Source organism: Streptomyces deccanensis, from assembly GCF_022385335.1.
GTDB lineage: Bacteria > Actinomycetota > Actinomycetes > Streptomycetales > Streptomycetaceae > Streptomyces > Streptomyces deccanensis.
Window position 1 is genome coordinate 2,985,694 of record NZ_CP092431.1, and the last position, 23,083, is coordinate 3,008,776.

Sequence of the window (23,083 nt, forward strand, 5' to 3'; positions counted from 1 at the left end):
CCACCGCCCGCGCACCCGGCGCCATGCGACACCTCGCAACCCACCTACCTGCCACCCGGCCCGCGCGCAGACCGCCACTCATCCCGGCCCTCCCGCCCAGCCGGCTGCCGCCACCTCCGCGCGACGCGACGGCCCGGCTTCAGGGCTCGGCCGGTCACATCCCCCGTACCGCCCGCGCCAGCCGGGTCCCCGCTGCCGCTCGGGCCCTGTTGATCGGGTCGCGGCGGCGGGGGTGGACCGCGTTGGTGAGGAGGATGAGGAAGGTGTCCGTCGCGCGGTCCAGGACCAGGGACGTGCCCGTGAAGCCGGTGTGGCCGGCCGCGCCCCGGCCCGCGAGTTCGCCCATGAACCAGGGCTGGTCGAGGGCGAAGCCGAGGCCCGGCGGGGTCAGCATCAGCTCGACGAAGTCGGGGCCGAGTATGCGGGCGGGGCCGTAGGAACCGCCGGCCAGCAGGGTGCGGCAGAAGACGGCCAGGTCACGGGCGGTGGAGAAGAGACCCGCGTGGCCGGCGACACCGCCGAGCGCCCAGGCGTTCTCGTCGTGGACCAGGCCGCGGATCATGCCACGGTCCGCCTTCGCCCAGGGCCGGCGCTGGTCCTCCGTCGCCGCGGCGGCCGGGCAGGGTCCGAAGGTCGTCGACACCATGCCCAGGGGATGGGTGATGCCGTCGCGGATCAGGACGTCGAGGGTCCGGCCGGTGAGGCGCTCCAGGACGTGCTGGAGGAGCAGGAGGTTCAGGTCGGAGTAGACGTGGGCCGTGCCGGGGGCCGCCGTCGGGGCCTCCGAGCGGAGCATCGCCAGCCGGGCCTCCGCCGACGGGCAGTCGTACAGCGGGAGTTCGGGGCGCAGCCCGGAGGTGTGGGTGAGGAGGTGGCGGACGGTCAGCCCGTGCGCGGCGGCGCCCGTGAAGTCGGGCAGGTACGCCGCCACCTTCGCGTCGATGCCGAGGGTGCCGCGCTCCAGTTGCTGGACGGCGGCCACGGCGGTGAACAGCTTGGTGAGGGAGGCCAGGTCGAACGGGGTGTCCGGCCGCGCCGGGACCCGGGCGGCGCCCGGCAGTTCCACCCCCGAGTCGGCGCGCTCGTCGTAGGCCTCGTAGCGGACGGCCCAGCCCGCGGCCTCCTCGACGGCGACGACGGGCCCGCGGCCGGCGAGGACCACGGCGGCGGGCGCCCGGGGGCTGTCGCCTTCCGTCAGCGCGCGCACCTCTCGCGCGAGATGGCGCAGTTCCTCGGGGTCGAGTCCGGCCCGTTCCGGGGTGTCCGTGCGCAGTCTCGGCGCGCTCAGCTCTCCGCTCCCTCCACTGTCGTGCCTGTCGAAGTACCCGTCGATGTGCCCGTCGAAGTGCCCGTCGAAGTCGAAGTACCCACTGCCGTACGCCTGTTCCAAGGACGGCACAGTGCCACGAAGCAGGCCGCGGCCACCAGTGTCGCGGTCAGTTGGACGACGGCCATGGGGACGGCCGTGTCCTCGCCCGCGACGCCGACCAGGGGGGACGCTATCGCGCCGATCAGGAAGGACGAGGTACCCAGCAGGGCCGACGCGGAACCCGCCGCGTGGCGGACCCGCATCAGGGCGAGTGCCTGGGTGTTCGGCAGGGTGACGCCCATCGCGGACATCAGCACGAAGAGAGCGGCCGACACCGGGACGAGGCCGACCTCGCCGAAGACGCCCAGGGACATCAGCAGCAGCGCGGTCGCGGAGACGGCGACGATGCCGAGGCCCACCGCGAACACCTTGTCCAGGCTGACCCGGCCGACCAGGATCTTGCCGTTGATCTGGCCGACGATGACGAGGCCGACGGAGTTGACGCCGAAGAGCAGGCTGAACGTCTGCGGGGACGCGCCGTAGATCTCCTGGATCACGAACGGGGAGGCGCTGATGTACGCGAAGAGGGCGGCGAAGGCGAAGCCGCCGGCGAGCGTGTAGCCCATGAAGACGCGGTCGGTGAGCAGGCCGCGCATGGCGTGCAGCGTCTCGCCGATGCCGCCGCTGTGGCGTTCGGCGGGGGCCAGCGTCTCGGGGAGCTTCGCCCAGACGACCGCGAGCAGGGCGATGCCGATGGCCGTGAGGACGACGAAGACCCCGCGCCAGTCCGTGACGCGGAGGATCTGACCGCCGATCAGCGGTGCGACGACCGGGGCGACCCCGGAGATCAGCATCAGCGTGGAGAAGAACCGGGCCATCGCGTCACCGTCGTACAGGTCGCGGACGACCGCCCGCGCGATCACGATCCCGGCCGAACCGGCGAGCCCCTGCACCAGACGGAAGGCGATGAGGGTCTCGATGGTGGGGGCGAGGGCGCAGAGCGCGGTGGCGACGATGTAGACGGCGAGGCCGAGGAGGAGGGGACGGCGGCGGCCCCAGCGGTCGCTCATCGGGCCGATGAGCAGCTGGCCGAGCGCCATGCCGGCGAGGCAGGCGGTGAGGGTGAGCTGGACCGTGGTGGCGGGGGTGTGGAGGGCGGTGGTGACCTCCGGCAGGGCCGGGAGGTACATGTCCATCGCGAGGGGCGGGGTGGCGGTGAGCCCCCCGAGGATGAGGGTGACGAGGAGACCGGTACGGCGGAGGGTGGTGGAGCCCGGCTTCGACCGCGGCTTCCCGGGGGGCCCCGCCACTGCCGGAGGACCGGCCTGGACGGAGGGAACGGCCTGTCCGGAGGAGACGGCCTGCGCGGAGGAGACGGCCTGTGCGGAGGAAACGGCCTGTGCGGGAGAAGCGCCCCGTCCCGGCGTCCCGGCCCGGCCCGGCCCCGCGTGCTCCGCCATCGGCGCCCCCGTGTTCGACTCGGCCGGTGCCGAGCCCGGTATGTGCCCCTCGGGCATGTGCCCCTCCCTCTTCGTTGGATCCGCCACCTATGCTCTCAGCTCGTACGACGTGGGTGGGGTCACAGTCCCGCCCCGGGGCCGAGGACAGGGGTGGCGATGTCGAACGACGGACGTGTGCGGTGGGGGATCCTGGCGACCGGAGGGATCGCCGCGGCCTTCACGGCCGACCTCGTCGACCTGCCGGACGCCGAGGTCGTGGCGGTGGCCTCGCGCAGCGAGGACTCCGCGCGGGCCTTCGCGGAACGGTTCGGGATACCGAGGGCGTACGGCGACTGGCGCGCGCTCGCCGAGGACGCGGAGGTGGACGTGGTGTACGTCGCCACACCGCACTCGGCGCACCGGACGGCCGCCGGGATGTGTCTGGAGGCCGGGCGGAACGTGCTGTGCGAGAAGCCGTTCACGCTGAACGTGCGCGAGGCGGAGGAGCTGGTCGCGCTGGCGCGGGAGCGCGGGCGGTTCCTGATGGAGGCCATGTGGACGTACTGCAATCCGGTGGTGCGCCGGCTCGCGGCGATGGTGCGGGACGGCGCGATCGGTGAGGTGCGCACCGTGCACGCCGACTTCGGCATCCTCGGGCCGGTCGCGCCGACGCACCGGCTGCGGGACCCGGCGCAGGGCGGAGGCGCGCTGCTCGACCTGGGGGTGTACCCGATCTCGTTCGCGCATCTGCTGCTCGGGGAGCCCTCGGACGTGACGGCGAAGGCAGTGCTGTCGAAGGAGGGCGTCGACCTCCAGACCGGCGCGCTGCTCTCCTGGGAGAGCGGTGCCCTCGCGTCGGTGCACTGCTCCATCGTCGGCGGCACGGCCACCAGCGCGTCGGTCACCGGCTCCGAGGGCCGGATCGACATCCCGGACGGCTTCTTCTTCGCGGACCGTTTCGTCCTGCACCGCGAGGGGCGCGAGCCGGAGGTGTTCGCCGCGGACCCGGCGGACGGGCCCCGGGGCAGCTTCCGTCACGAGGCCCGGGAGGTGATGCGGGCCCTGCGCGCCGGTGAGACGGAGTCCCCGCTCGTCCCGCTCGACGGCACCCTCGCCGTGATGCGCACCCTGGACGCGATCCGCGACCGTATCGGGGTGCGCTATCCCGGCGAGGACGACCATCTGGGCGACGCGCTGGTGACTACGCCGGCGTGAGCCCCGGGTTGCCCGCCTCCACCGCGAACGACGCGACCGTGGAGATCCCGGCCCCGGTCGTCGTCACGTACGGCACGGCCTTGAAGTCGGCGCGGGCGGCCTCGCGGTCGAGGGCGACCGTGAGGTAGCCGCGCCGGCCGTTGTAGAAGCGCATGTGGGGGTTGGCGGTCATGTAGGTGTCCCAGTTCGCGGGCTTGTCGGAGCCGTTGCCGCCGCTGCTGATCGAGGTGGCGACGAGTTCCGTGCCGACGGTGCGGGACGAGCGGTCGTCGAAGTCGCGCTTGATGTCGAAGGCGTAGCCGACGTGGACGTCGCCGGTGAGGACCATGAGGTTCTCGACGCCGGCGGCCTCCGCGCCCGCGAGGAGGCGCTCGCGGGAGGCGGTGTAGCCGTCCCAGGCGTCCATCGCCACCCGGTAGACGTCGCCGACGGCGTTGCGGCGCTGGGAGAAGGTGACCTGCTGGGGGACGACGTTCCAGACGGCGTCGGACCGGTTCCAGCCGTCCAGGAGCCAGCGTTCCTGTGTGGCGCCGGTCATCGTGCGGGCGGGGTCGGCGGCCTCCGGGCCGGGGATCTGCCAGCCGTCGCCCTGGGCCTGGTTGGAGCGGTACTGGCGGGTGTCGAGTATGTCGAACTGGGCGAGGCGGCCCCATCGGAAGCGGCGGTAGAGCTTCATGTCGGGCCCGTCGGGGCGCTGGGGGCGGCGCAGCGGCTGGTTCTCCCAGTACGCGCGGTAGGCGGCGGCGCGGCGCAGCAGGAACTCCTCGGAGGGCTCGCCGCCATCGGGGTTCTCGCCCGCGTAGTTGTTCTCGGTCTCGTGGTCGTCCCAGGTGACGACGAAGGGGTGCGCGGCGTGGGCGGCCCGCTGGTCGGGGTCGGTCTTGTGGAGGGCGTACCGAAGTCGGTAGTCCTCCAGGGTGACCGTCTCGTGGTTGAAGACGTCGGGCAGGACGCGGTCGGTGTAGTTGCGGGCGCCGCCGACGGAGTTCACGGCGTACTCGTAGAGGTAGTCGCCGAGGTGGAAGACGACATCGATGTCCTCGTCGGCCAGGTGCCGGTAGGCGGTGTAGTAGCCCTGGTCGTAGCGCTGGCAGGAGACCGCGGCGAAGGAGAGGGCGGTGGCGCCGGTGAGGTGGGTGCGGCCGGGGGCGGTGCGGGTGCGGCCGGTCTCGCTGATCCAGGTGCCGGTGCGGAAGCGGTAGTAGTAGACGCGCCCGGGGGTGAGGAAGTCGACCTCGACGTGGACGGTGTGGTGGAACTCGGGGTGGGCGGTGGCGGTACCGCGTCTGACGATCCGTCGGAATCTCTCGTCGAGGGCCAACTCCCAGCGGACGTCGACCCGTTCGGCGGGCAGGCCGCCGTCCGGCTGGTACGGGGCCGGGGCGATCCGGGTCCACAGCAGCACGGAGGTGGGCAGCGGGTCGCCGGAGGCCACGCCGAGGGTGAAGGGGTCCTCGGTGATCTGCCGGGCGTCGAGTGTGGCGGCGGCCGCGGCGCCGGCGGCGGGGAGGTTGGTGGCGAAGGCGAGCGCGGCGGCGGCGCCCGTGACGGTGAGGAAGCGGCGGCGGTCGAAGTGGCGTGCGGCGGCGCGGAGTTCGGCCGCGTGCGGGGAACGGGGCCGCGTCGGCCGCTGGGAGTCCTGGGAGTTCCGAGCTGTGGGTGTCATCTGGCCCTCGTCTGACGGTAGTTGTCTCGTGGCATTGGAGTGGCCAGGTTCGACGATCTTCTGTCACGTACACAACACCCAGATGGCGGACGGATGAGTTCCGGATGGCGGACCTTTCCTGCGCGGCCGGGCGCGTCCCCCTCCTTTACGCTGCGAGGCCATGAACGCTATGCGAACCAAGATCGCGATCGTGACGGGTGCGGGCTCCGGAATCGGCCGTGCCGTGGCCCTGGAACTGCTGCGCACCGGCTGGTCGGTGGCGCTCGCGGGCCGCCGCGAGGACAAGCTCGCCGAGACGGCCGCCCAAGCCAGGGCCGAGGGCGGGGCCGGGGCCGGCGCGGACGCGGAGGCACGGACCCCCGACGCGCTGTGCGTCCGTACGGACGTCTCACGCCCCGGCGACGTGGACGCGCTCCTCGCCGCCGTGCGCGACCGGTTCGGACGGCTGGACCTGCTGTTCAACAACGCTGGCACGTTCGGCCCCGGCGGGGTGCCGGTGGAGGAGCTGGACTACGCGGCCTGGCGGCATGTCGTGGACACCAACCTCAACGGGGCGTTCCTGTGCGCGCAGGCGGCGTACCGGCAGATGAAGGAGCAGGACCCGCGGGGCGGGCGGATCATCAACAACGGCTCGATCTCCGCGCACACGCCCCGCCCGCACTCCGTCGCCTACACCGCGACCAAGCACGCCCTGACCGGTCTCACCAAGTCGCTCTCGCTGGACGGGCGGCCGTACGGCATCGCGGTCGGCCAGATCGACATCGGCAACGCGGCGACGGACATGACCGAGCGCATGGCGAACGGCGTCCTCCAGGCGAACGGACAGCTGGTGCCGGAGCCGGTGATGGACGTGACCGACGTGGCCCGGACCGTCCGGCACATGGCGGAGCTGCCGCTGGAGGCGAATGTGCAGTTCGCGACGGTGATGGCGACGACGATGCCGTACGTGGGGCGGGGCTGAGCCGGCCGGGACGGGTGTACAGCACACTCGTCCACGGCTCAACCTGCACAAACGGAAGCTGATGCTCCGGTCCATAGGAGCACGTGACAGGCTTATGCTCGAACGCGTCTCCACGAGAGCTTCACACTTGGAGGCAGCGGCTTCCGTGGCCAACCCGAGGGGGAGGCGGCAGCCGTTCCGTGTTCCGGAAGGGGGCGGACCTCGCGTGGGACCGCGAGGTAAGCACCGGAGCGCGGAACGGCTGCCACCACAGTGCCGGTCTCAGCGACATCCGCCGCCGTACGGGCGGCTCACCGCCCCAGGATCCGGTCGATCTCGGCCAGCTGGTCCGCGGTGAGCGGACCCTTCGCGAGGGCGCCCGCGTTCTCCTCGGCCTGGGCGACCGAGCGGAAGCCCGGAATGGGCACCGTCAGGGGGCTGCGGGCCCAGATCCAGGCGAGGGCGCCCTGCGCGAGGGTGCGGCCCTCGGTGGTGAGGATCTCGCGCAGCGCCTCGACCCGGCCCAGCCACTCCGGGTCCGCGCCGCCGTCCACGCTGAAGCCGGGCAGCCAGGCGGGCGGGGTGCTGCGGATGTCACCGGCCTCCAGGGCGCGCCCGCCGGTGTGCTTGCCGGTGAGCAGCCCCATGGCCAGGGGGCTGCGGTTGATGCTCGCGAGGTTCGCCTCCGCGCACAGCGCGAGGAGTTCGGGCGCGTCCTGGAGGATGTTCAGCCGGTGCTGCACGGCCGCGCAGTGCGGGCCCTCGGCGAACACGGCGGCCCGCTCCGCGTCGTCGGTGCTCCACGCGTACGCCCGGATCAGGCCCTGCCGTACGAACTCCTCGCAGGTGTCGCGGAGTTCGGCCGCGCGCTCGGGGTCGGCGTCGGAGAGGTGCAGCTGGTACAGGTCGACGTGGTCGGTGCCGAGACGGTCGAGGGAGGCGGTGAGGGCGCGGCGGGCGTGGGCCGGGGTGTCGTCCTGGCCGGTGAGGGTGCGGGTGGCCTCGTCGAAGAGGTTGCCCCACTTGGTGGCCACGACGACGTCGGCGCGGCGCTTGCCGAGGGCACGGCCGAGGACGCGTTCGCTGTGGCCGGCGCCGTAGGTGTCGGCCGTGTCGAAGAAGGTGACGCCGAGGTCGAGGGCGCGGTGGACCGCCCGCACGGACTCCTCGTCGTCCACCTTGCCCCAGCCGAGGGGCTGTCCGTCGGTGTCCTGCCACTCACCGCCGATCGCCCAGCAGCCGAAGCCGAGGGCGCTGACCTGGATGCCGCTGCGGCCCAACGGCCTCGTGTACGTGTTCGTCTCCATGCCCACGGACGTTATGAGTTGGAGTGCGCTCGAACGCAAGCCCCCAACCGTCCGGATCGAACGGGGTGTTACGCCTGGCCCGTCTCGAACCGGCTGATCCTGCCGTCCTCCGACACCGTGAAGCGCCACGCGGTGCGCATCTCGCCCCAGGTGTCGTTGCGGTAGTTGGCGACCAGGGCACGGCCGCCCGCGGACTCGCGCTGCACCTCGATGTGGCCGTGCGAGGAGAAGATCTCCCGGTCGGTCCAGTCCGCGAGGTCGCGGTCGGAGCCGTCGTCCGACATCGTCGCGTCCTCGGTGAGGAGGGCGAAGAAGGCGTCCTCGTCCTGGGCGTTCACCGCGGCGACGAAGGCCCGGACGGCCGGGTCGCTGAGTTTGGCGGGTGCGATCGTCATGGCGGCCAGCCTCACACCGTTCCCGGGGGTGCGCCACCGGAGGCGCGCGGCGGATCCGGGGCCACCCGAACGGCGGCCCGCACGGGCCCGGCCGGTGTGATCGGTGCGACGGTGGATACGCGGGAGGGGACCTACGCACCGGCTGCCCCGGGAGAGCTCATGACCTCATTCGACCGACGTGATCTGGGACTGCTGCTCCTGCGGCTGGGCGCGGGCGGTGTGCTCGCCGCGCACGGGACGCAGAAACTGTTCGGCTGGTTCGGCGGGCACGGCATCGAGGGCACCGGCGCGTTCATGGAGTCCGTCGGCTACACGCCCGGCAAGGCCAGCGCCACCGCCGCCGGGCTCGCCGAGACGGGCGGCGGGGCCCTGCTCGCGCTGGGCCTCGCGACGCCCGCGGCCGGTGCCGCCGCGGCGGGCGCGATGGGCGGCGCGGCCGCGATCCACGCGCCCAACGGCTTCTTCAACGCCGAGGGCGGCTACGAGTACGCCGCGACCCTGGGCCTGGCCGCCGCGGGCCTCGCCGTCGCCGGGCCCGGCCGGCTCTCCCTCGACCACGCGCTGCGCCATGTCGTCGACCGGGGCTGGATGGTCCCGGTGGCGCTCGCCGGTACGGCCGCGGTCACCGCCGTGGTCGTGGGCATGCGCAACCAGCGGGTGCGCAAGGAGAAGGAGGGCGAGCAGGAGGCCCTGTTCGAGGAGTGAGCTTCGGGGAGTGATGCTCGACCGGGTGTGAGCGCCGCTGTTCCGGCGGATCGGCCGTCGTTGTCAGAGGGGCGTGGCAAGCTGCGCCCATGAGCGAGCAGAACCACTCCCCCGACGACCTCTGGCAGTCCGTCGCCGACCTGCACGCCTGGCTGGAGGCGGACCAGCCGCACGGCGGCCGAGAGGGCCTGCTGCTGCGGATGTTGAAGCTCCAGGAGGAGGTCGGCGAGGTCGCGCAGGCGGTGATCGGCGCGACCGGGCAGAACCCGCGCAAGGGCACCACCCACACCTGGGACGACGTGCGGTCGGAGCTGTGCGACGTCGTCATCACGGCGCTGGTGGCGCTGCGCACCCTGACGCCGGACGCCCGCGCGGTGTTCGCGGACCACCTCGCCGGGGTCACCGCACGCTCGCTGGGCCCCCGCCGTGGCTGACAACGCGTTCTGGATCGCCGCGCTCACCGCCGGCACGGCCGTGCTGGCGAGCTGGGTGACGAGCCGGGGGACGGCGCGCGCGGCGCGCATCCAGGCGGACACGACGGCGGGCGCGCAGCGGGTGGAGCGGCTGCGGGAGGCGCGGCGGACCGCGTACGCCGGGTTCATCGAGCAGGCGCAGCGGCTGAACGACGTGCACTGGAAGGTGTCCGACGTGGTCCGGGGCGCCGAGGGCGGGCTCGGGCCGGAACAGGTGGAGGAGCTGCGGGGGCTGCGTGAGCGGCAGCGGGACGAGTACGCGGCGCTGCGGAACCTCACCTGGGTCGTCTCGCTGGAGGGGCCCGAGGAGGTCGCCGACCTCGCCAACACCGTCCGGCGGGCGACGAGCCCGTTCCACAAGGCGATCGAGGCCATGATCGAGGGCGACACCGGTGCCGCCGCCCGCTTCGACGCCTGCTACTCGCCGTTCTGGGACGCGCTGCGGGCCTTCATCAAGGCCTCCCGCGACACCCTGCACTCCATGTAGACCGACTACGGGTCCTACCCCGGCCGTCCCCCGGTCATACCCCGGGGTGACCCCGGGTCGGCGGCGTACTGCGTACTGAGTACCCGCGATTGTCGGCAGCCGCACGACGACGGGACAGGGGCCGCGACGGGAGTCTTGGCACACACCCGAGACCTCTCACGTGGAGACCTGCGACCCATGGCAACCTTCCTTCATCGGCTGGGCCGACTGGCCTTCCGCAAACGCTGGTACGTCATCTTGATGTGGCTGGCGGTACTGGGCGCCGTAGGGGTCGGCGCCCTCAAGGCCCCGGGAGCCTCCGACGAGGAGTTCTCCATGCCGGGCATCGAGTCCCAGAAGGCGTTCGACCTGATGGAACAGCGCTTCCCGGGGGTCACGGCGGACGGCGCCACCGCCCGCGTGGTGTTCGTCGCCCCGAACGGCCAGAAGGTCACCGCCGCCGAGAACAAGAAGGCCGTCGAGGAGGCCGTGGCCGATCTGGCGGACGGTTCCCAGGTGGCGAGCGCCGTCGACCCCTTCCAGGCCGGGGCCGTGAGCAAGGACGGCACCACGGCGTACGCGACGGTCACCTACAAGGTCACCGCGAACGACCTCACCGACGCCAGCAAGTCCCACCTGGAGGACACGCTCCACGCGGCGCAGGACTCCGGGCTGACCGTCGAGGCCGGCGGCACCGCCATGGCCGAGCAGGGCGGCGCGGGCGGCATGGCCGAGGTGATCGGTGTCGCCATCGCCTCCGTCGTGCTGCTGATCACCTTCGGGTCGCTGGCCGCCGCCGGACTGCCGCTGCTGACCGCGCTGGTCGGCGTCGGCTTCAGCATGGCCACGATCCTCGCCCTGTCCGACGCGCTCGGCCTGTCCACCACGACGGGCACCCTGGCGATGATGCTGGGTCTCGCGGTCGGCATCGACTACGCCCTGTTCGTCGTCTCCCGCTACCGCGAGGAGCGCGCCAAGGGCCGTTCGCCCGAGGAGGCAACCGCCCTCGCCACCGGCACGGCCGGGTCGGCGGTCGTGTTCGCCGGGCTCACCGTCGTCATCGCGCTGGCCGGTCTGGCCGTGGTCGGCATCCCGATGCTGACGAAGATGGGGCTGGCCGCGGCGGGCGCCGTCGTGGTCGCCGTGCTGATCGCGCTGACCCTGGTCCCGGCCGTCCTCGGCTGCTGGCCGAACGCGGTGCTGTCCCGCAAGGCACGCAAGAGCGGCCGTATCGAGGAGAGCGTCAAGGACAACGGCGGCACCCGCTGGTCGCGGTTCGTGCTGCGCCGCCCGCTGCCCGTGCTGATCCTCGGTGTCGTCGGCCTCGGCGCGCTCGCGATACCGATGACCGACCTCCAGCTGGGCATGCCCGGCGACGAGGCCAAGTCGACCTCGACCACCGAGCGCCGGGCCTACGACGCGCTCGCCGAGGGCTTCGGGCCCGGCTTCAACGGGCCGCTGACCATCGTCGTGGACGCCAAGGGAGTCGACGACGCCAAGGGCGCCGCCGACACGATCGCGAAGGAGATCGGCGCCACCGAGGGCGTCGTGTCCGTCTCCCCCGCGCGCTTCAACGAGGCCGGTGACACGGCCGTCTTCTCGGCGGTGCCCACCACCGCGCCGACCGACGAGAAGACCAAGGACCTGGTGACCGTCATCCGGGACGAGCGGCCAGGCCTGGAGTCCGAGACGGGGGCGACGTTCGAGGTCACCGGCACCACCGCGCTGAACATCGACATCTCCGACAAGGTGCAGTCCGCGCTGGTCCCGTATCTGCTGGTCGTGGTCGGTCTCGCCGTCATCCTCCTGCTGGTCGTCTTCCGCTCCCTGCTGGTCCCGCTCAAGGCGGCCCTCGGGTTCCTGCTGTCGGTGCTCGCCTCGCTCGGTGTGGTCGTCCTGGTCTTCCAGCAGGGCCACGGCGCGGAGCTGCTGGGCGTCGAGCAGACCGGCCCGATCATGAGCCTGATGCCGATCTTCCTGGTGGGCATCGTGTTCGGCCTGGCCATGGACTACGAGGTGTTCCTGGTCTCGCGGATGCGGGAGGCATACGTCCACGGCGACCCGGCCCACGAGGCGATCACCAGCGGCTTCCGGCACAGCGCCCGGGTGGTCGTGGCCGCCGCCCTGATCATGATCGCGGTGTTCGCCGGGTTCATCGGCGAGAGCGACTCCATGATCAAGATGATCGGGTTCGGGCTGGCCTCGGCGGTCCTGTTCGACGCGTTCGTCGTCCGGATGGCGATCGTGCCGGCCGTGCTGGCGCTGCTCGGTGACAAGGCGTGGTGGCTGCCGAAGTGGCTGGACCGGACGCTGCCCCACGTCGATGTGGAGGGTGAGGCGCTGACCCGCGGCGCCGCCCCGGTGGCGGCTCCGGCCGAGACGGCCGAGCTCGAAGTGACGCGCACCTGATCCAACCGCCCCACCCCCACCGGGGGCCGTCCGTGGCGAAGGACACGGACGGCCCTCGGGGCGTTCCCCTCCCGCTTCGACCACGATGGGTCCCAGTCCACCGACCGGAGTCACCATGAGCCTCAGCAGCCTCAGCCGGGAACGGCGCTACACGGACCGGCTGGAGGAGTTCTCCGACCGCCACCCCTTCCTCGTCGACCTGGCACTGGTCCTGGCGCTGCTGGGCTGCGCCACCCTCGGCAGCGCGCTCACACTGCCCGGCGCCCAGCCGCCGGACCAGGACAAGGTCGGCGTGGCCCTCATGGGCGTGTCCTGTCTCGCGCTGCTCAAGCACCGCACCCACCCGCGCTCCGCCCTCGTCGTCACCGCGATCTGCACGGTCGTGGCGGTCGGCCTGGGCTATCTGCTCACCCCCCTGCTGCTGGCGCCGATCATGGCGGCGCTCTACTGGCTGGCCTCGCTCACCGACCGGAGGACCACCCGCCTCTACGGCTGCACCACCATCGTGGCGATGAGCCTCGCGGCCGTGGTCTCCGACTCCATGGAGCATCTGTCGCTGGTGCTCAGGACGATCGGCCCGGTCTTCTGGCTGCTGCTGCCGCTCGCCGCGGGCCGGGGCACGCTGGTGCGGCGGGCCTATCTGAAGTCGGTGCAGGCCCGCGCCGAGCACGCCGAGCGCACCCGGGAGGAGGAGGCCCGGCTGAGGGTCACCGAGGAGCGGATGCGCATCGCCCGCGATCTGCACGACGTGGTCGCCCACCACCTGGCGCTCGCCAACGCCCAGGCGGGCACCGCCGCGCATCTGACCCGTACCGACCCCGAGCAGGCCCACCGCATCCTCACCGATCTGACGGCCACCACGTCGTCGGCGCTGCGCGAGCTGAAGGGCACGGTCGGGGTGCTGCGCCGGCCCGACGACCCCGAGGCGCCGCTGGCCCCCACGCCCGGACTCCAGCAGCTCCCGGAGCTGACGGCGGCGTGCGAGTCCGCCGGTCTCGCGGTCACCGTCACCACGGACGGCGTCCCGGCGCCGCTGGACCCCGGCGTGGACCTGACCGCGTACCGGATCGTGCAGGAGGCCCTCACCAACGTCAGCAAGCACGCCGCCGTGGACGCGGCGCGGGTCCGCCTCGTCTACGAGGAAGCACATCTGACGATCACGGTCACCGACGAGGGCGCACCCCGCCCGCGGGGCGCCGCCGAGCCCGGCCGCGGCTTCGGCCTCATCGGCATGCGCGAGCGCGCCCAGTCCGTCGGAGGCTGTCTGAGCGCCGGTCACCGCCCCGGCGGCGGCTTCGAGGTCACCACCGACCTGCCGCTGCGGCCGTACCACCCTCGCCCCACGGAACCGGCACCGGAACCGGAGCCGGCCCACGACCAGCGGACCTAGTCGCCGCCCACGACCAGCGGAAGTAGCACAGCGCCCATGACCATTCGTGTCCTGCTCGCCGACGATCAGGCCCTGCTGCGGGCCACCTTCCGGATCCTCATCGACTCCTGTCCGGACCTGGAGGTGGTCGCCGAGGCCACCGACGGCCGGGAGGCGGTCGACCTCGTGCGGGTCCACCGCCCCGACGTGGTCCTCATGGACATCCGGATGCCCGGCACGGACGGGCTCACCGCGACCGCCGTGATCTGCGCCGACGAGGAGCTCGCCGACACCCGCGTCCTGATCCTCACGACGTTCGAGATCGACGAGTACGTGGCCCAGGCGCTGCGCTCGGGCGCCAGCGGCTTCCTCGGCAAGGACGTCACCGCCGACGCGCTCCTCGACGGCATCCGCGCGGTGGCCGCCGGCGACACCCTGCTCTCCCCCGCCGCCACCCGGACGCTCATCACCCGTTTCCTCGCCAGTCCCACCCCCGGCAACCGCCTCGCCGCCCCCGACCAGCTGACCGTGCTGACCACCAGGGAACGCGAGGTCATGTCCCTGGCCGCCGAGGGCCACTCCAACGACGAGATCGCCGAGAAGCTGTACGTGAGCCCGCTGACGGTACGGACCCACGTCCACCGGGCGATGACGAAACTGGGCGCCCGCGACCGGGCCCAACTGGTCGTCATGGCGTACCAGTCGGGCCTGGTGCGGGTCACCCAGCAGGAGTGATCCCCCTCAACTCCTGGCCACTCGCTACTCCTTGTAGAACGTGGCGTCCTGCCGGTCGAGGGTCGTGCTGACCGGCTGGGTGTAGAGCAGGTTGTTGAAGTGCCGGATGTACCGGCCGGGGAAGTTGAACGACTCGTACGAGACGCCGTCCGCCGTGTCCGCGAGGCCGGCGCGCTGGAAGAAGGAGGCGTCCGCGTCGAACAGGGCGGTGCCGTCGTCCTTCTCCACCCACAGCTCGTTGTTCTTGTGGCGGAGGTAGTAGCCGGGGAAGTTCGCCGACTCCAGCGAGACCGTGCCGCTGCCCGTCAGCCCGGTGACGACCCGGAACTGCGAGTCGGCGAGGTTGGTGACGTTGCTCTCCAGCTTGGCGCGGTACTCCCAGTGCCGGATGAACTTGCCCGGGTAGTTGAAGGAGGAGAGCCGGACCGGGGTCACGCCGTCGGCGACGGGGATGCCGAAGTTGGGCGTGCCGTCGGCGTTCCAGTACAGCTTCTGGTAGCGGGTGCGGCGGTTGGGGTCGTTGAGCGGGTCGCCGCTGATGTCCTTGTAGTTGCGGTCGTGGTAGACGAGGATGTCGGACTTTCCGTCCTCGGACGTGGTGAAGGTGTTGTGGCCGGGGCCGTACTGGCCGGTGGCGGCGTTGCTCTTGAAGACCGGCGTGGAGGTCTTCGCCCAGGACGCCGGGTTCATGAGGTCGGCGGTGTCGGAGGCGGTCAGCAGGCCGAGGCAGTAGTTGGCGTCGGTGGCGCTGGCCGAGTAGGCCATGAAGACCTTGCCGTTCTTCTGGATGACGGCCGGGCCCTCGTTGACGCGGTGACCGACGGTCTCCCAGGAGTACTCGGGCTTGGAGATCATCACCGGGCTGCCGCTGATGGTCCAGGGGTTGGACATCTTCGCCAGGTACAGGTTGGTGCCGGAGCCGACCGCCGGGTCGTTCTGCGCCCAGCTGAGGTAGCGGGTGCCCTTGTGGGTGAAGGTCGTGGCGTCCAGCGAGAAGGTGTCCAGCGGCAGCGCGATCCGGCCCTTCTCGGTCCAGGTGCCGGTGATCGGGTTGGCCGCGCTGGTCTCCAGGACGTACGGGCGGATCTTCCAGATGTCGTTGGAGGCGCCGGCCGCGAAGTACACGTACCACTTGCCGTCGATGAAGTGGATCTCCGGCGCCCAGATGTGGGCGCCCATGTCACCGCTGGCGTGCTTGGTCCAGATCGTGGTCTCCGTGGCCGTGGCGAGGCCCTGGAGAGTGGTCGCCCGTCGCATCACGATCTTGTCGTACGCGGGGACGGTGGCCGTGAAGTAGTAGTAGCCGTCGGTGTGCTTGTAGATGTGCGGGTCGGCCCGCTGCTCGGCTATCGGGTTGGTGAAGGTGACGGCCGGGGACGCCGGGACGGCTGCCTGGGCGGGGGTGGTCATCGTGGTGGACACGGCGAGCGCGGCCGCCGCGGCCACGACGGCCCGTCGGGTGAGGTGTCTCATGGTCTGTCTGGGCCTTTCGGGATCAGGCGGTGGTGGGGACGAGGCGCCACTGCTGGCAGTTGTTGTTCAGCCAGGACCACTGGCGTACGTCGGTGCCGTTGGCGGTGCCGCAGTCGGCGACGTCCATGACCTTGCCGGTGGCGGCGTTGACGATCCGGACGTAGTCGTTGCCGAGGTAGACCATGCGGAACTTCTGGCAGTCGTTGTTGAGCCAGGACCACTGCCTGATGTCGGTGCCGTCGGCGCTCGCGCAGTCGGTGACGTCGGCGACCTTGCCGGTGGCGACGTTCACCAGCCGGCTGGTGTCGTCGGCGCGGTCCTCGATCCGCCACTTCTGGTTGGCCCCGCCGTTGCAGGTCCACTGGGCGATGTTGGTGCCGTCGGCCGCGTTGCCGCCGGTGACGTCCAGGCACTTGCCGCTGTTGCGGTTGACGATGGTGTACGCGGTCGGGGTCGTCGCGGTCTCGCCGGAGGGCCCGGCGATGGTGGTCCCGAGGGCGACGGGGGTGCCGAAGTTCGGGGTGCCGTCGGCGTTCCAGGTGAACTTCTGGGCACGGGTCGTACGGCCGTTGTCGCAGCCGTCGCTTGCCGCGTCGTTGGCGTGGTAGACGATCCAGTTCTCGGTGCCGTCGGGCGAGGTGAAGAACCCGTTGTGGCCCGGCGCGTAGACCCCGTTGGCGTCACTGCGCTGGAAGACGGGCGTCTGCTTCTTCGTCCAGGAGGAGGCGAGCAGCGGGTTGGACCCGGTGAGCTCCAGCTGTCCGAGCTTGTAGTCGGGGCCCCAGCAGGCGCTGGCGGAGTAGATCAGGAACGTACGGCCGTTGCGGTAGAGCGGCTCGGGCCCCTCGTTCACCTCGCCGCTCTGGGTCTCCCAGCTCAGGGTCGGGCTGGAGATGACGGTGAAGGTGGTGCTCGCCAGGGTGTACGGGTTGCTGAGGGGCGCGATGACGAGGCTCTGCTTGCTGCCGCCCACCGAACCGCTGCCGGCCAGGTACAGCTTGTTGTCGTGCTTGAGCACGCTGACGTCGATCAGCCAGCCGCCCGGGTTGAGGTTGGACCCGGCGAGCTGGTTCTTGAAGGTGTACGGCCCCATCGGGTCGGACCCGGCGCTCTCCAGCACGTAGGTGCGCTGGTCGTCGCAGCAGGCGGAGGCGCGCGGCCCGGCGGAGTAGTAGAGGTACCACTTGCCGTCGAAGAAGTGGATCTCCGGGGCCCACATGTTCCAGTTGCGGGTGGCGGTGCTGTCCGACCACACCTGCACGCTGGGCGCGGTGCTCAGCCCGGCCAGCGTGGGCGACTTGCGCATGGTCAGCTCACCGGTGAACGAGGTCGTCACCAGGTAGTAGTTGCCGTTGTAGTACTCCAGCCACGGGTCGGCGCCCTTCTGCGACTTGACCGGGTTGGTGTAGGGCTTGCCGTCGGCGGCGACCGCGGGCGAGGCCGGCTGGACGGCGAGGAGTGACGCGAAGAGGGCCAGCAGCGCGGCCCCCATCGTCACCCAGTGACGGACTTGAATGCGGAACACGGCAAGTCCCTTCGGGGAGCGGCTCTAGAGGGGGGTCTTCGAGGGGGATCGTGGAGGGGGTGGTCGAGGGGGATCGTCGAGGGAGGTTGTCGCGGGAGCAGATTGTTCGATATTGCGAACGTTGTGCGTAACTTCGGCCAGAAGGTAAAGGTGAGGCAGGAGGGGCGTCAATGGATGCGACACGATTGATGTCGACGGATCGCCCGGAATAGATCACCGAGGCGGACCGGTTGGCGTTTGCATGGCGAATCAGAACCTGGGGCGATACGGCATCTGGAGCATCGGTCTGCGGACGGAGGACCCCGCCCGGCGGGGTGAACTGGCCGAAGCGGCAGCCGAGTTGGAGGAGCTCGGCTTCGGCGCGCTCTGGCTCGGCGGCAGCACGTCGGTCGGGCACGCCGTGCCCCTCGTCGAGGCCACGTCCCGGATCACCGTCGCCACCGGCATCCAGAGCATCTGGCAGCACGAGGCCGCGGACACGGCCTCGCGGTTCGCCGAGCTGGACGCCACCCACCCCGGCCGCTTCCTGCTCGGCCTGGGCGTGAGCCACGCGAAGCTCGCGGAGCAGTACCGGCGCCCGTACGCCGCGATGGTCGACTACCTGGACGCCCTGGACGCGGCCGGGGTCCCCGCCGACCGCCGGGTGCTGGCCGCGCTGGGCCCGAAGATGCTCCGCCTCTCCCGCGACCGGGCGGCCGGCTCGCACCCGTACCTGGTGACGCCGGAGCACACGGCACAGGCCCGCGAGGCGCTGGGCACGGGCCCGCTCCTGGCCCCCGAGCTGAAGGTGATCCTGGAGTCCGACGCGGACCGCGCCCGGTCGATCGCCCGCGCCCACCTCGCGTTCTACCTGACCCTCCCGAACTACACGAACACCTTCCTCCGCCTCGGCTTCACCGAGGCGGAGCTGGAGGACGGGGGCAGCGACCGCCTGATCGACGCGGTGTACGCGTGGGGCGAGGACGAGCGGATCCGGGCGCGGGTGGACGAGTTCCACGCGGCGGGAGCGGACCACGTGGCGCTGCAGGTACTGGACGGGCGGGAGGGCGACGCCCTGCCGAGGAAGGAGTGGGCGCGGTTGGCCGGGGTGGTGGGGGCGCTCCGGACTACGGACTGAGCGCGGACCCCACGGCGCGGACGAACACATCCCCGATCAGGTTGTTGTCCTCGGGGACGAGCCCCGGGTGGTACGACTCGAAGACCACCGTCGACTCGTCCCCGCTCAGCGCCGCGTCGCCGACGGTGACGGGCTTGCCGTCCTGCCCCGGAGACAGCAGTTCCTCCTGCCCGGTGCACAGATCGCGCAGGACCAGCCCGAGGGACGTACGGTTCGCGTCCGCCGTGTTGAGCAGCAGCTTGGAGCCGTCGACGGAGAGGTCGGACAGCAGCGTGAGGTCGGTGGGGGCGTGGCCGTCGTACCGCTGGAGCTTGCCGGTCCGCAGGTCGCGGACGAAGGCGTTCACTCCGTTGTTGGTGTCGCCGTCCGGGACGAGGTCGCCGGCCGCCGAGTTGAAGCCGACCTTGGAGCCGTCGCCGCTGAGCACGGGAGCGAAGGACGAGGTACTGGCGGGCGTCCCGTCGGGGGTGGCGTCGGCGTGCACGGTACGCCCGCTGCGCCGGTCGTAGACCAGGATGTCGCCCTGATCGCCGGTGCCGGGCCCGGTGTACCCCTCCAGGTAGGCGACCTTGCGCCCGTTGGCGCTCATCGCGACCTGCTCGCACCGGTAGGAGGTCTTGGAGCCGTCGGACTCCCGGCTGACCCGCCGCACCTCCTGCGTCTTCCGGTCCAGCAGCATGACCCGGCACGGGAACGAGCCCTGCGGCTCGGCGGCGTACCGGGCGACGAAGGCGACGTACCGCCCGTCGGCGCTGACCGGCGCGATGCCGTACGACAGCTGATAGCCGTCGACCGCCGGGGGCGTCAGACGCTCGATGGTGCCGGTGCTCAGATCCATGAGGTGGACGGAGGAGGTGGAGGTCGCCGTCGAGTACGACCCGAAAGTCAAGTACCTCCCGGACTCGGACAGTTGAGGCGTGGAGGTGGTCTCCCCCGGCACGACCACGCGTTGCAGCGGCTCACCGGGCCCCGTCCGGTAGTAGACGCTGTTGCGCACGTCGGTCGTCGGCCCGAGGTTGGTCGCGGACGACACGAAGGCCACGACGCGCCCGTCGGCGCTGACGACCGGGTCGGTGGAGTGGCCGTTGCCGCCGGTGACGCCGTCCGGGGCCACACTGATCCGCTGGGTGGTCGGCACGACGCCCGGTGACTCGTCCTGGGCGACGGCGGACGCGGACGACACGGACGTCACGCCCACGGCCACCCCCACGGTCACCAGGACGGAACCGACGGCATGCGCCAGCACACGTAACACAGGTCTCTTCACTGGTTCCCCCTTCAACAGGAGCACGATGAAAGCGCGCTGCCGACGAAGGGTCAATGCTTTGAACTACCTTGCGGGGGTGGACCTTTTCGCAGCTTCATGGGCGGCGTTGCGCGCGGCGGTGGCCGACCTCACGGACAAGGACTTCGAACAGCCGTCGGGCTGCGCGGGCTGGCTGGTGAGGGACCTCGTCTGCCACCTGGTCATCGACGCCCAGGACGTCCTGATCACGCTGGCGACCCCCGCCGGCACCGCGCCCCTGACGGCCGACGCGACGACGTACTGGCAGGTCACGAACGACCCCCCGACCGGCGAGGACCCCCTCGCCGCCCTGACGGTCCGCCTGGCGGCGGCGTACGAGGACCCGGCCCTCCTCAAATTCCACCTGGACGACGTGGGCGCGGCGGCGGGCCGCGCGGCCGGACTCGCCGACCCCACGGCCCGGGTGACCACCCAGGACAAGGTCCTCACGGTCGCCGACTACCTCACGGCGTACGTCCTGGAATGGACCCTCCACCACCTGGACCTGACGGCCTACGTCCCGACGGCCCCCGGCCCGTCCTCGGAGAGCCTGGCCCACTCCCGCGCGGCACTGGAACGGGTCGCCGGAGCGGCGTTCCCCGCGTCCTTCACCGACGCGGACGTCCTACTGATCGGCACGGGGCGCCGGGCAACGACGGACGGGCAGCGTGCCGAACTGGAGCCGTTGGCTATGAAGTTGCCGCTCGTGCTCGGCTGAAGGGTGTATCCCGGCACCTGCGCGGCACCTTCGGCACCTTCGGCACCACGGGGCCGACTCGCCCCCGTCGCCCGAGAACACGTGGACGGCTCGGCCTGAGCCGAGCCGTCCACGTAGGCCGGGAGCGAGAGCGACGCTCCCCGGTCAGCCTCCGACGTACCAGGTGAAACCGCCGTTGGACGCGGCCACGGCGATCAGCACCGCGAAGATGATCAGGTCCACGACCCCGAGGACGATGCCGGCCTTGGCCAAGCCGCCGCCGCCCTTCACCCCCGCCTGCCGCAGGCCGACCGCACCCAGCACGATGGCCAGCGGCCCGAGAATCACGTTGAAGAAGAAGATTCCGATGATTCCGCAGACCAGGCTGGCAATGGCCAGACCATTGGTGCGCGATCCGGAAGTGGCAGAGGTACTGCCGTAACTCGTCATCACATTCCCCTGATGTAGGCGTACTTGATGATGGAGCTCCACTTCTCGGCGCACTTTCGCGCCCTGTGCTTTCCGCAGACCCGAGTGCCCCCGCACGTCGGCTCTACTCCACCGCGACGACACCTTGGTCCGCGCGCTCGTCACGGGGTCGGGCTGTATGCCGGGTAACCTCCGCTCACCGAGCCGGAGTTCGCGACGACAGACGAGGAGCGACGAGTGATCACCCGTCGCCACGGTTCAGAATCATGGACTCCAGAGTCTGCACACGGCTGCTGAGTTGCTGGAGTCTCGCGGTCAAATCGGCCACCTGGGCGGCGAGTCCGGGGTCCGCCGATTCCCGACTCGGAATTCCACGACCGACGTCGATGAAGTAGGTCTCCTGGTAGTCATCGTGCAGTTGCAGCAGGCCCTCGTCCCTGAGACACCTGATGACCGACCGCACCTCGACCTCCGACAAGCCGTACAACCTCTCCACGACGGCGGATTCCGGAAATACCAGCCCGCGCAGAAACCGGCGTTGTTCGACGCCGCGCCTCACGTCCCCCATCAGCCGTTCCGCAGGGTGCTCTTGATCGGCCGGCTGAGGCCCCGGAAGAGAGATGGTTTCCAAGGCGGATGGTCGTGCACGTTTTCTCTCGGGCATTTTCAGGCCCTTTCGTCCGTGGTGGATACTGTCCGGCACTTCACGTCTCAGTCATTTCCAGTGTGGCCGGCACCCGGACGTTGAGGCTGCGCGGACCACCGAGAAGGGCTTCCTCGCTGCCCATCGGGGACACGGAGAACAAGCCGCTCGCCGCGCCTGTCAGGCCAGAGCCGGTCGCGATGGCCCAAGCGTCCACCAACCGTGCCGCCACCGGGAACCCACCCACACACAAGCACGCAGCAGCTCACGGCAATCGTCACGGCTCCACGACACCGACGCGCTCGAACGACGCATCACCTTCAATGATCGGGACATCGAGTTCGCCTCTCAACGCCGACCACAGAAAATCCGTGAACGACATGTCCAGTCGAGCCCACTCCCCCATTTCCACGATCACCGACCAGTCTTGCCCTGGATTCACTGGCGGCTGGATGAACACATGATTGCCCGAGATCGACCGACACACGGGCAGGCATCCACCAGGGGCCGGATGAACAGCGAACGGATACAGCTCAGGCTGACTCCTGGACAGTTCTGCGAATGCAGAGGAAGCCTGCTCCCACAGCAAGTACAGATTCAGCCCCTGGTCACCACCTGCCGCTCGCGGATGAAAGAGGTAGAGCTGATCACTGATACAGCCTGGACCGTAGGCCGTCACAAACTCCTTGTAGTCCTCCGGAAGCCCTTTCGTCAGATCTGCTTCCAGAGACCGCCAATCACGGTCAACGTCTCCGTTGCCCTGCGGCTCGCTCAGTCGTCGAACGACAGGTTCGCGTAGGGGTCGGGCTCCCCGGTCCAGGGGTTCAGCCCCTCGTCCAGGAGTCGTTGCTCGTGTCCGCCGCTGATGAACCTTGGTGTCAGGTTTCCCCACAAGGTCGCATCGCTCAGTGGACAGTCGTCGAACTCACGGTAGAAGAGGCCGCAGAGGAATCCGGTCATGCCCCGGTCGTACTCAGCCCATCGGGGAGACGACTTCTGGCGCCGCCATACGACGACCGGCCAGCGGTCGGGATCTTCGTGTTCCGTCTTCCAGCACACGATGTCCGCGGCGACGGTGAGGCCCCAGGCCAGAAGAGGTACGGAACCCACATCCCACAGGTCGACCGCATTGCGCGTCTCTCCCGCCATGCCGCCTTCCTCGACCCCGGCAGGCGTGTTCGGCACCAGGATCGAGAAGGAGTCGTCGATGGCTCCAGCTCCGTAGTGCGACATGAAGGTCATGTAGTCCGAGGGAAACCCGTGCCCCCAGGCCGTTCGAAGTGCAGCCCAGTCGACCTCCTGGTCCTCACCGAGGTCGGCCGGCATGACGGACAGGAGACGGGCCACGCCCTCGTCGCGAGATGAATTCATGGCATGGATCCAATCGGCTGGGGCACACCGTTGTGCGTCACGATTCCCAGGTTCCGCCACTGCTGTCGCGACGGGCTGTACAGCGAATTCGGGACGACCACGTCAAAGTCGATCC

Annotated in this window: 22 protein-coding genes; 10 read left to right on the forward strand and 12 right to left on the reverse strand. The window is 70.8% G+C overall.

All coding sequences use genetic code 11. The features are described 5' to 3' along the window. Window positions 1-154: 154 nt before the first annotated feature. Together L3078_RS13315 and L3078_RS13320 are read right to left on the reverse strand one after the other, a co-directional pair. Entirely contained in the window at window positions 155-1,333 is a 1,179-nt protein-coding gene (locus L3078_RS13315) for a serine hydrolase domain-containing protein (RefSeq protein ID WP_239760300.1), read from the reverse strand. Further along, window positions 1,285-2,826, reverse strand: coding sequence for a multidrug effflux MFS transporter (locus tag L3078_RS13320; RefSeq protein ID WP_239753760.1), 1,542 nt, complete (start codon window positions 2,824-2,826; stop codon window positions 1,285-1,287). Before L3078_RS13320 ends, L3078_RS13315 begins: the two co-directional genes overlap by 49 nt. 99 nt (window positions 2,827-2,925) lie before the next feature. Here L3078_RS13320 and L3078_RS13325 point away from each other — a divergent pair, with 99 nt between their 5' ends. After that, a complete protein-coding gene (locus L3078_RS13325; protein ID WP_239753761.1) occupies window positions 2,926-3,963 on the forward strand; it encodes a Gfo/Idh/MocA family protein in 1,038 nt (345 codons plus the stop codon). Here L3078_RS13325 and L3078_RS13330 read toward each other — a convergent pair. Next, window positions 3,950-5,629: an alkaline phosphatase D family protein gene (locus L3078_RS13330; protein ID WP_239753762.1), complete on the reverse strand. Its 1,680-nt coding sequence runs from the start codon at window positions 5,627-5,629 to the stop codon at window positions 3,950-3,952. The genes L3078_RS13325 and L3078_RS13330 overlap by 14 nt on opposite strands. Before the next feature lie 160 nt (window positions 5,630-5,789). On the opposite strand from L3078_RS13330, the gene L3078_RS13335 reads away from it, so the two are divergent. After that, window positions 5,790-6,590 (forward strand): SDR family oxidoreductase, encoded by an 801-nt coding sequence (locus tag L3078_RS13335; RefSeq protein WP_239753763.1) that lies wholly within the window; start codon window positions 5,790-5,792, stop codon window positions 6,588-6,590. Between the two features lie 290 nt (window positions 6,591-6,880). On the opposite strand, the gene L3078_RS13340 is transcribed toward L3078_RS13335, so the two are convergent. Both L3078_RS13340 and L3078_RS13345 read right to left on the reverse strand, forming a co-directional pair. After that, on the reverse strand, window positions 6,881-7,876 hold the full coding sequence (locus L3078_RS13340) for an aldo/keto reductase (protein ID WP_239753764.1): 996 nt from the start codon (window positions 7,874-7,876) through the stop codon (window positions 6,881-6,883). A 68-nt stretch (window positions 7,877-7,944) separates the two neighbouring features. Next, complete coding sequence (locus tag L3078_RS13345; protein ID WP_239753766.1) at window positions 7,945-8,271, reverse strand: nuclear transport factor 2-like protein; 327 nt, start codon at window positions 8,269-8,271, stop codon at window positions 7,945-7,947. 159 nt (window positions 8,272-8,430) lie between these two features. Between L3078_RS13345 and L3078_RS13350 the strand changes: the two genes are divergently transcribed. The 6 genes from L3078_RS13350 to L3078_RS13375 all read left to right on the forward strand — a co-directional run bounded on the left by L3078_RS13350 (window position 8,431) and on the right by L3078_RS13375 (window position 14,428). Next, window positions 8,431-8,976: a DoxX family membrane protein gene (locus L3078_RS13350; RefSeq protein ID WP_239753767.1), complete on the forward strand. Its 546-nt coding sequence runs from the start codon at window positions 8,431-8,433 to the stop codon at window positions 8,974-8,976. A gap of 89 nt (window positions 8,977-9,065) precedes the next feature. Beyond that, window positions 9,066-9,410: a MazG-like family protein gene (locus L3078_RS13355; protein ID WP_239753768.1), complete on the forward strand. Its 345-nt coding sequence runs from the start codon at window positions 9,066-9,068 to the stop codon at window positions 9,408-9,410. After that, window positions 9,403-9,936: a hypothetical protein gene (locus L3078_RS13360; RefSeq protein WP_239753769.1), complete on the forward strand. Its 534-nt coding sequence runs from the start codon at window positions 9,403-9,405 to the stop codon at window positions 9,934-9,936. Before L3078_RS13355 ends, L3078_RS13360 begins: the two co-directional genes overlap by 8 nt. A 177-nt stretch (window positions 9,937-10,113) precedes the next feature. Beyond that, window positions 10,114-12,324: an MMPL family transporter gene (locus L3078_RS13365; protein ID WP_239753770.1), complete on the forward strand. Its 2,211-nt coding sequence runs from the start codon at window positions 10,114-10,116 to the stop codon at window positions 12,322-12,324. Window positions 12,325-12,439: 115 nt separating this feature from the next. Beyond that, window positions 12,440-13,714: a sensor histidine kinase gene (locus tag L3078_RS13370; RefSeq protein WP_239753771.1), complete on the forward strand. Its 1,275-nt coding sequence runs from the start codon at window positions 12,440-12,442 to the stop codon at window positions 13,712-13,714. A 36-nt stretch (window positions 13,715-13,750) separates the two neighbouring features. Further along, a complete protein-coding gene (locus L3078_RS13375; protein ID WP_239753772.1) occupies window positions 13,751-14,428 on the forward strand; it encodes a response regulator transcription factor in 678 nt (225 codons plus the stop codon). 24 nt (window positions 14,429-14,452) lie between these two features. On the opposite strand, the gene L3078_RS13380 is transcribed toward L3078_RS13375, so the two are convergent. Both L3078_RS13380 and L3078_RS13385 read right to left on the reverse strand, forming a co-directional pair. Beyond that, window positions 14,453-15,901 (reverse strand): family 43 glycosylhydrolase, encoded by a 1,449-nt coding sequence (locus L3078_RS13380; protein ID WP_239753773.1) that lies wholly within the window; start codon window positions 15,899-15,901, stop codon window positions 14,453-14,455. Window positions 15,902-15,923: 22 nt separating this feature from the next. Next, on the reverse strand, window positions 15,924-17,393 hold the full coding sequence (locus L3078_RS13385; RefSeq protein ID WP_239760301.1) for a family 43 glycosylhydrolase: 1,470 nt from the start codon (window positions 17,391-17,393) through the stop codon (window positions 15,924-15,926). A 274-nt stretch (window positions 17,394-17,667) separates the two neighbouring features. Here L3078_RS13385 and L3078_RS13390 point away from each other — a divergent pair, with 274 nt between their 5' ends. Beyond that, entirely contained in the window at window positions 17,668-18,543 is an 876-nt protein-coding gene (locus L3078_RS13390) for an LLM class F420-dependent oxidoreductase (RefSeq protein ID WP_239753774.1), read from the forward strand. Here L3078_RS13390 and L3078_RS13395 read toward each other — a convergent pair. Beyond that, the gene (locus L3078_RS13395) at window positions 18,533-19,810 is read right to left on the reverse strand and encodes a TolB family protein (protein ID WP_239753776.1); all 1,278 of its coding nucleotides are present in this window, start codon (window positions 19,808-19,810) and stop codon (window positions 18,533-18,535) included. The genes L3078_RS13390 and L3078_RS13395 overlap by 11 nt on opposite strands. Before the next feature lie 76 nt (window positions 19,811-19,886). Between L3078_RS13395 and L3078_RS13400 the strand changes: the two genes are divergently transcribed. After that, on the forward strand, window positions 19,887-20,546 hold the full coding sequence (locus L3078_RS13400; RefSeq protein WP_239753778.1) for a maleylpyruvate isomerase N-terminal domain-containing protein: 660 nt from the start codon (window positions 19,887-19,889) through the stop codon (window positions 20,544-20,546). 144 nt (window positions 20,547-20,690) lie between these two features. Here the strand turns inward: L3078_RS13400 and L3078_RS13405 are convergent, their stop codons facing one another. From L3078_RS13405 to L3078_RS13420, 4 genes are all read right to left on the reverse strand, one after another. Continuing rightward, the gene (locus L3078_RS13405; protein WP_239753780.1) at window positions 20,691-20,975 is read right to left on the reverse strand and encodes a DUF4190 domain-containing protein; all 285 of its coding nucleotides are present in this window, start codon (window positions 20,973-20,975) and stop codon (window positions 20,691-20,693) included. Between the two features lie 220 nt (window positions 20,976-21,195). Beyond that, window positions 21,196-21,585, reverse strand: a complete 390-nt coding sequence (locus tag L3078_RS13410) for a hypothetical protein (protein WP_239753782.1) — start codon at window positions 21,583-21,585, stop codon at window positions 21,196-21,198. 289 nt (window positions 21,586-21,874) lie between these two features. Further along, window positions 21,875-22,276, reverse strand: coding sequence for a hypothetical protein (locus L3078_RS13415; RefSeq protein ID WP_239753784.1), 402 nt, complete (start codon window positions 22,274-22,276; stop codon window positions 21,875-21,877). A gap of 92 nt (window positions 22,277-22,368) precedes the next feature. Then, window positions 22,369-22,923: a hypothetical protein gene (locus L3078_RS13420; RefSeq protein WP_239753786.1), complete on the reverse strand. Its 555-nt coding sequence runs from the start codon at window positions 22,921-22,923 to the stop codon at window positions 22,369-22,371. Between the last annotated feature and the right edge of the window lie 160 nt (window positions 22,924-23,083).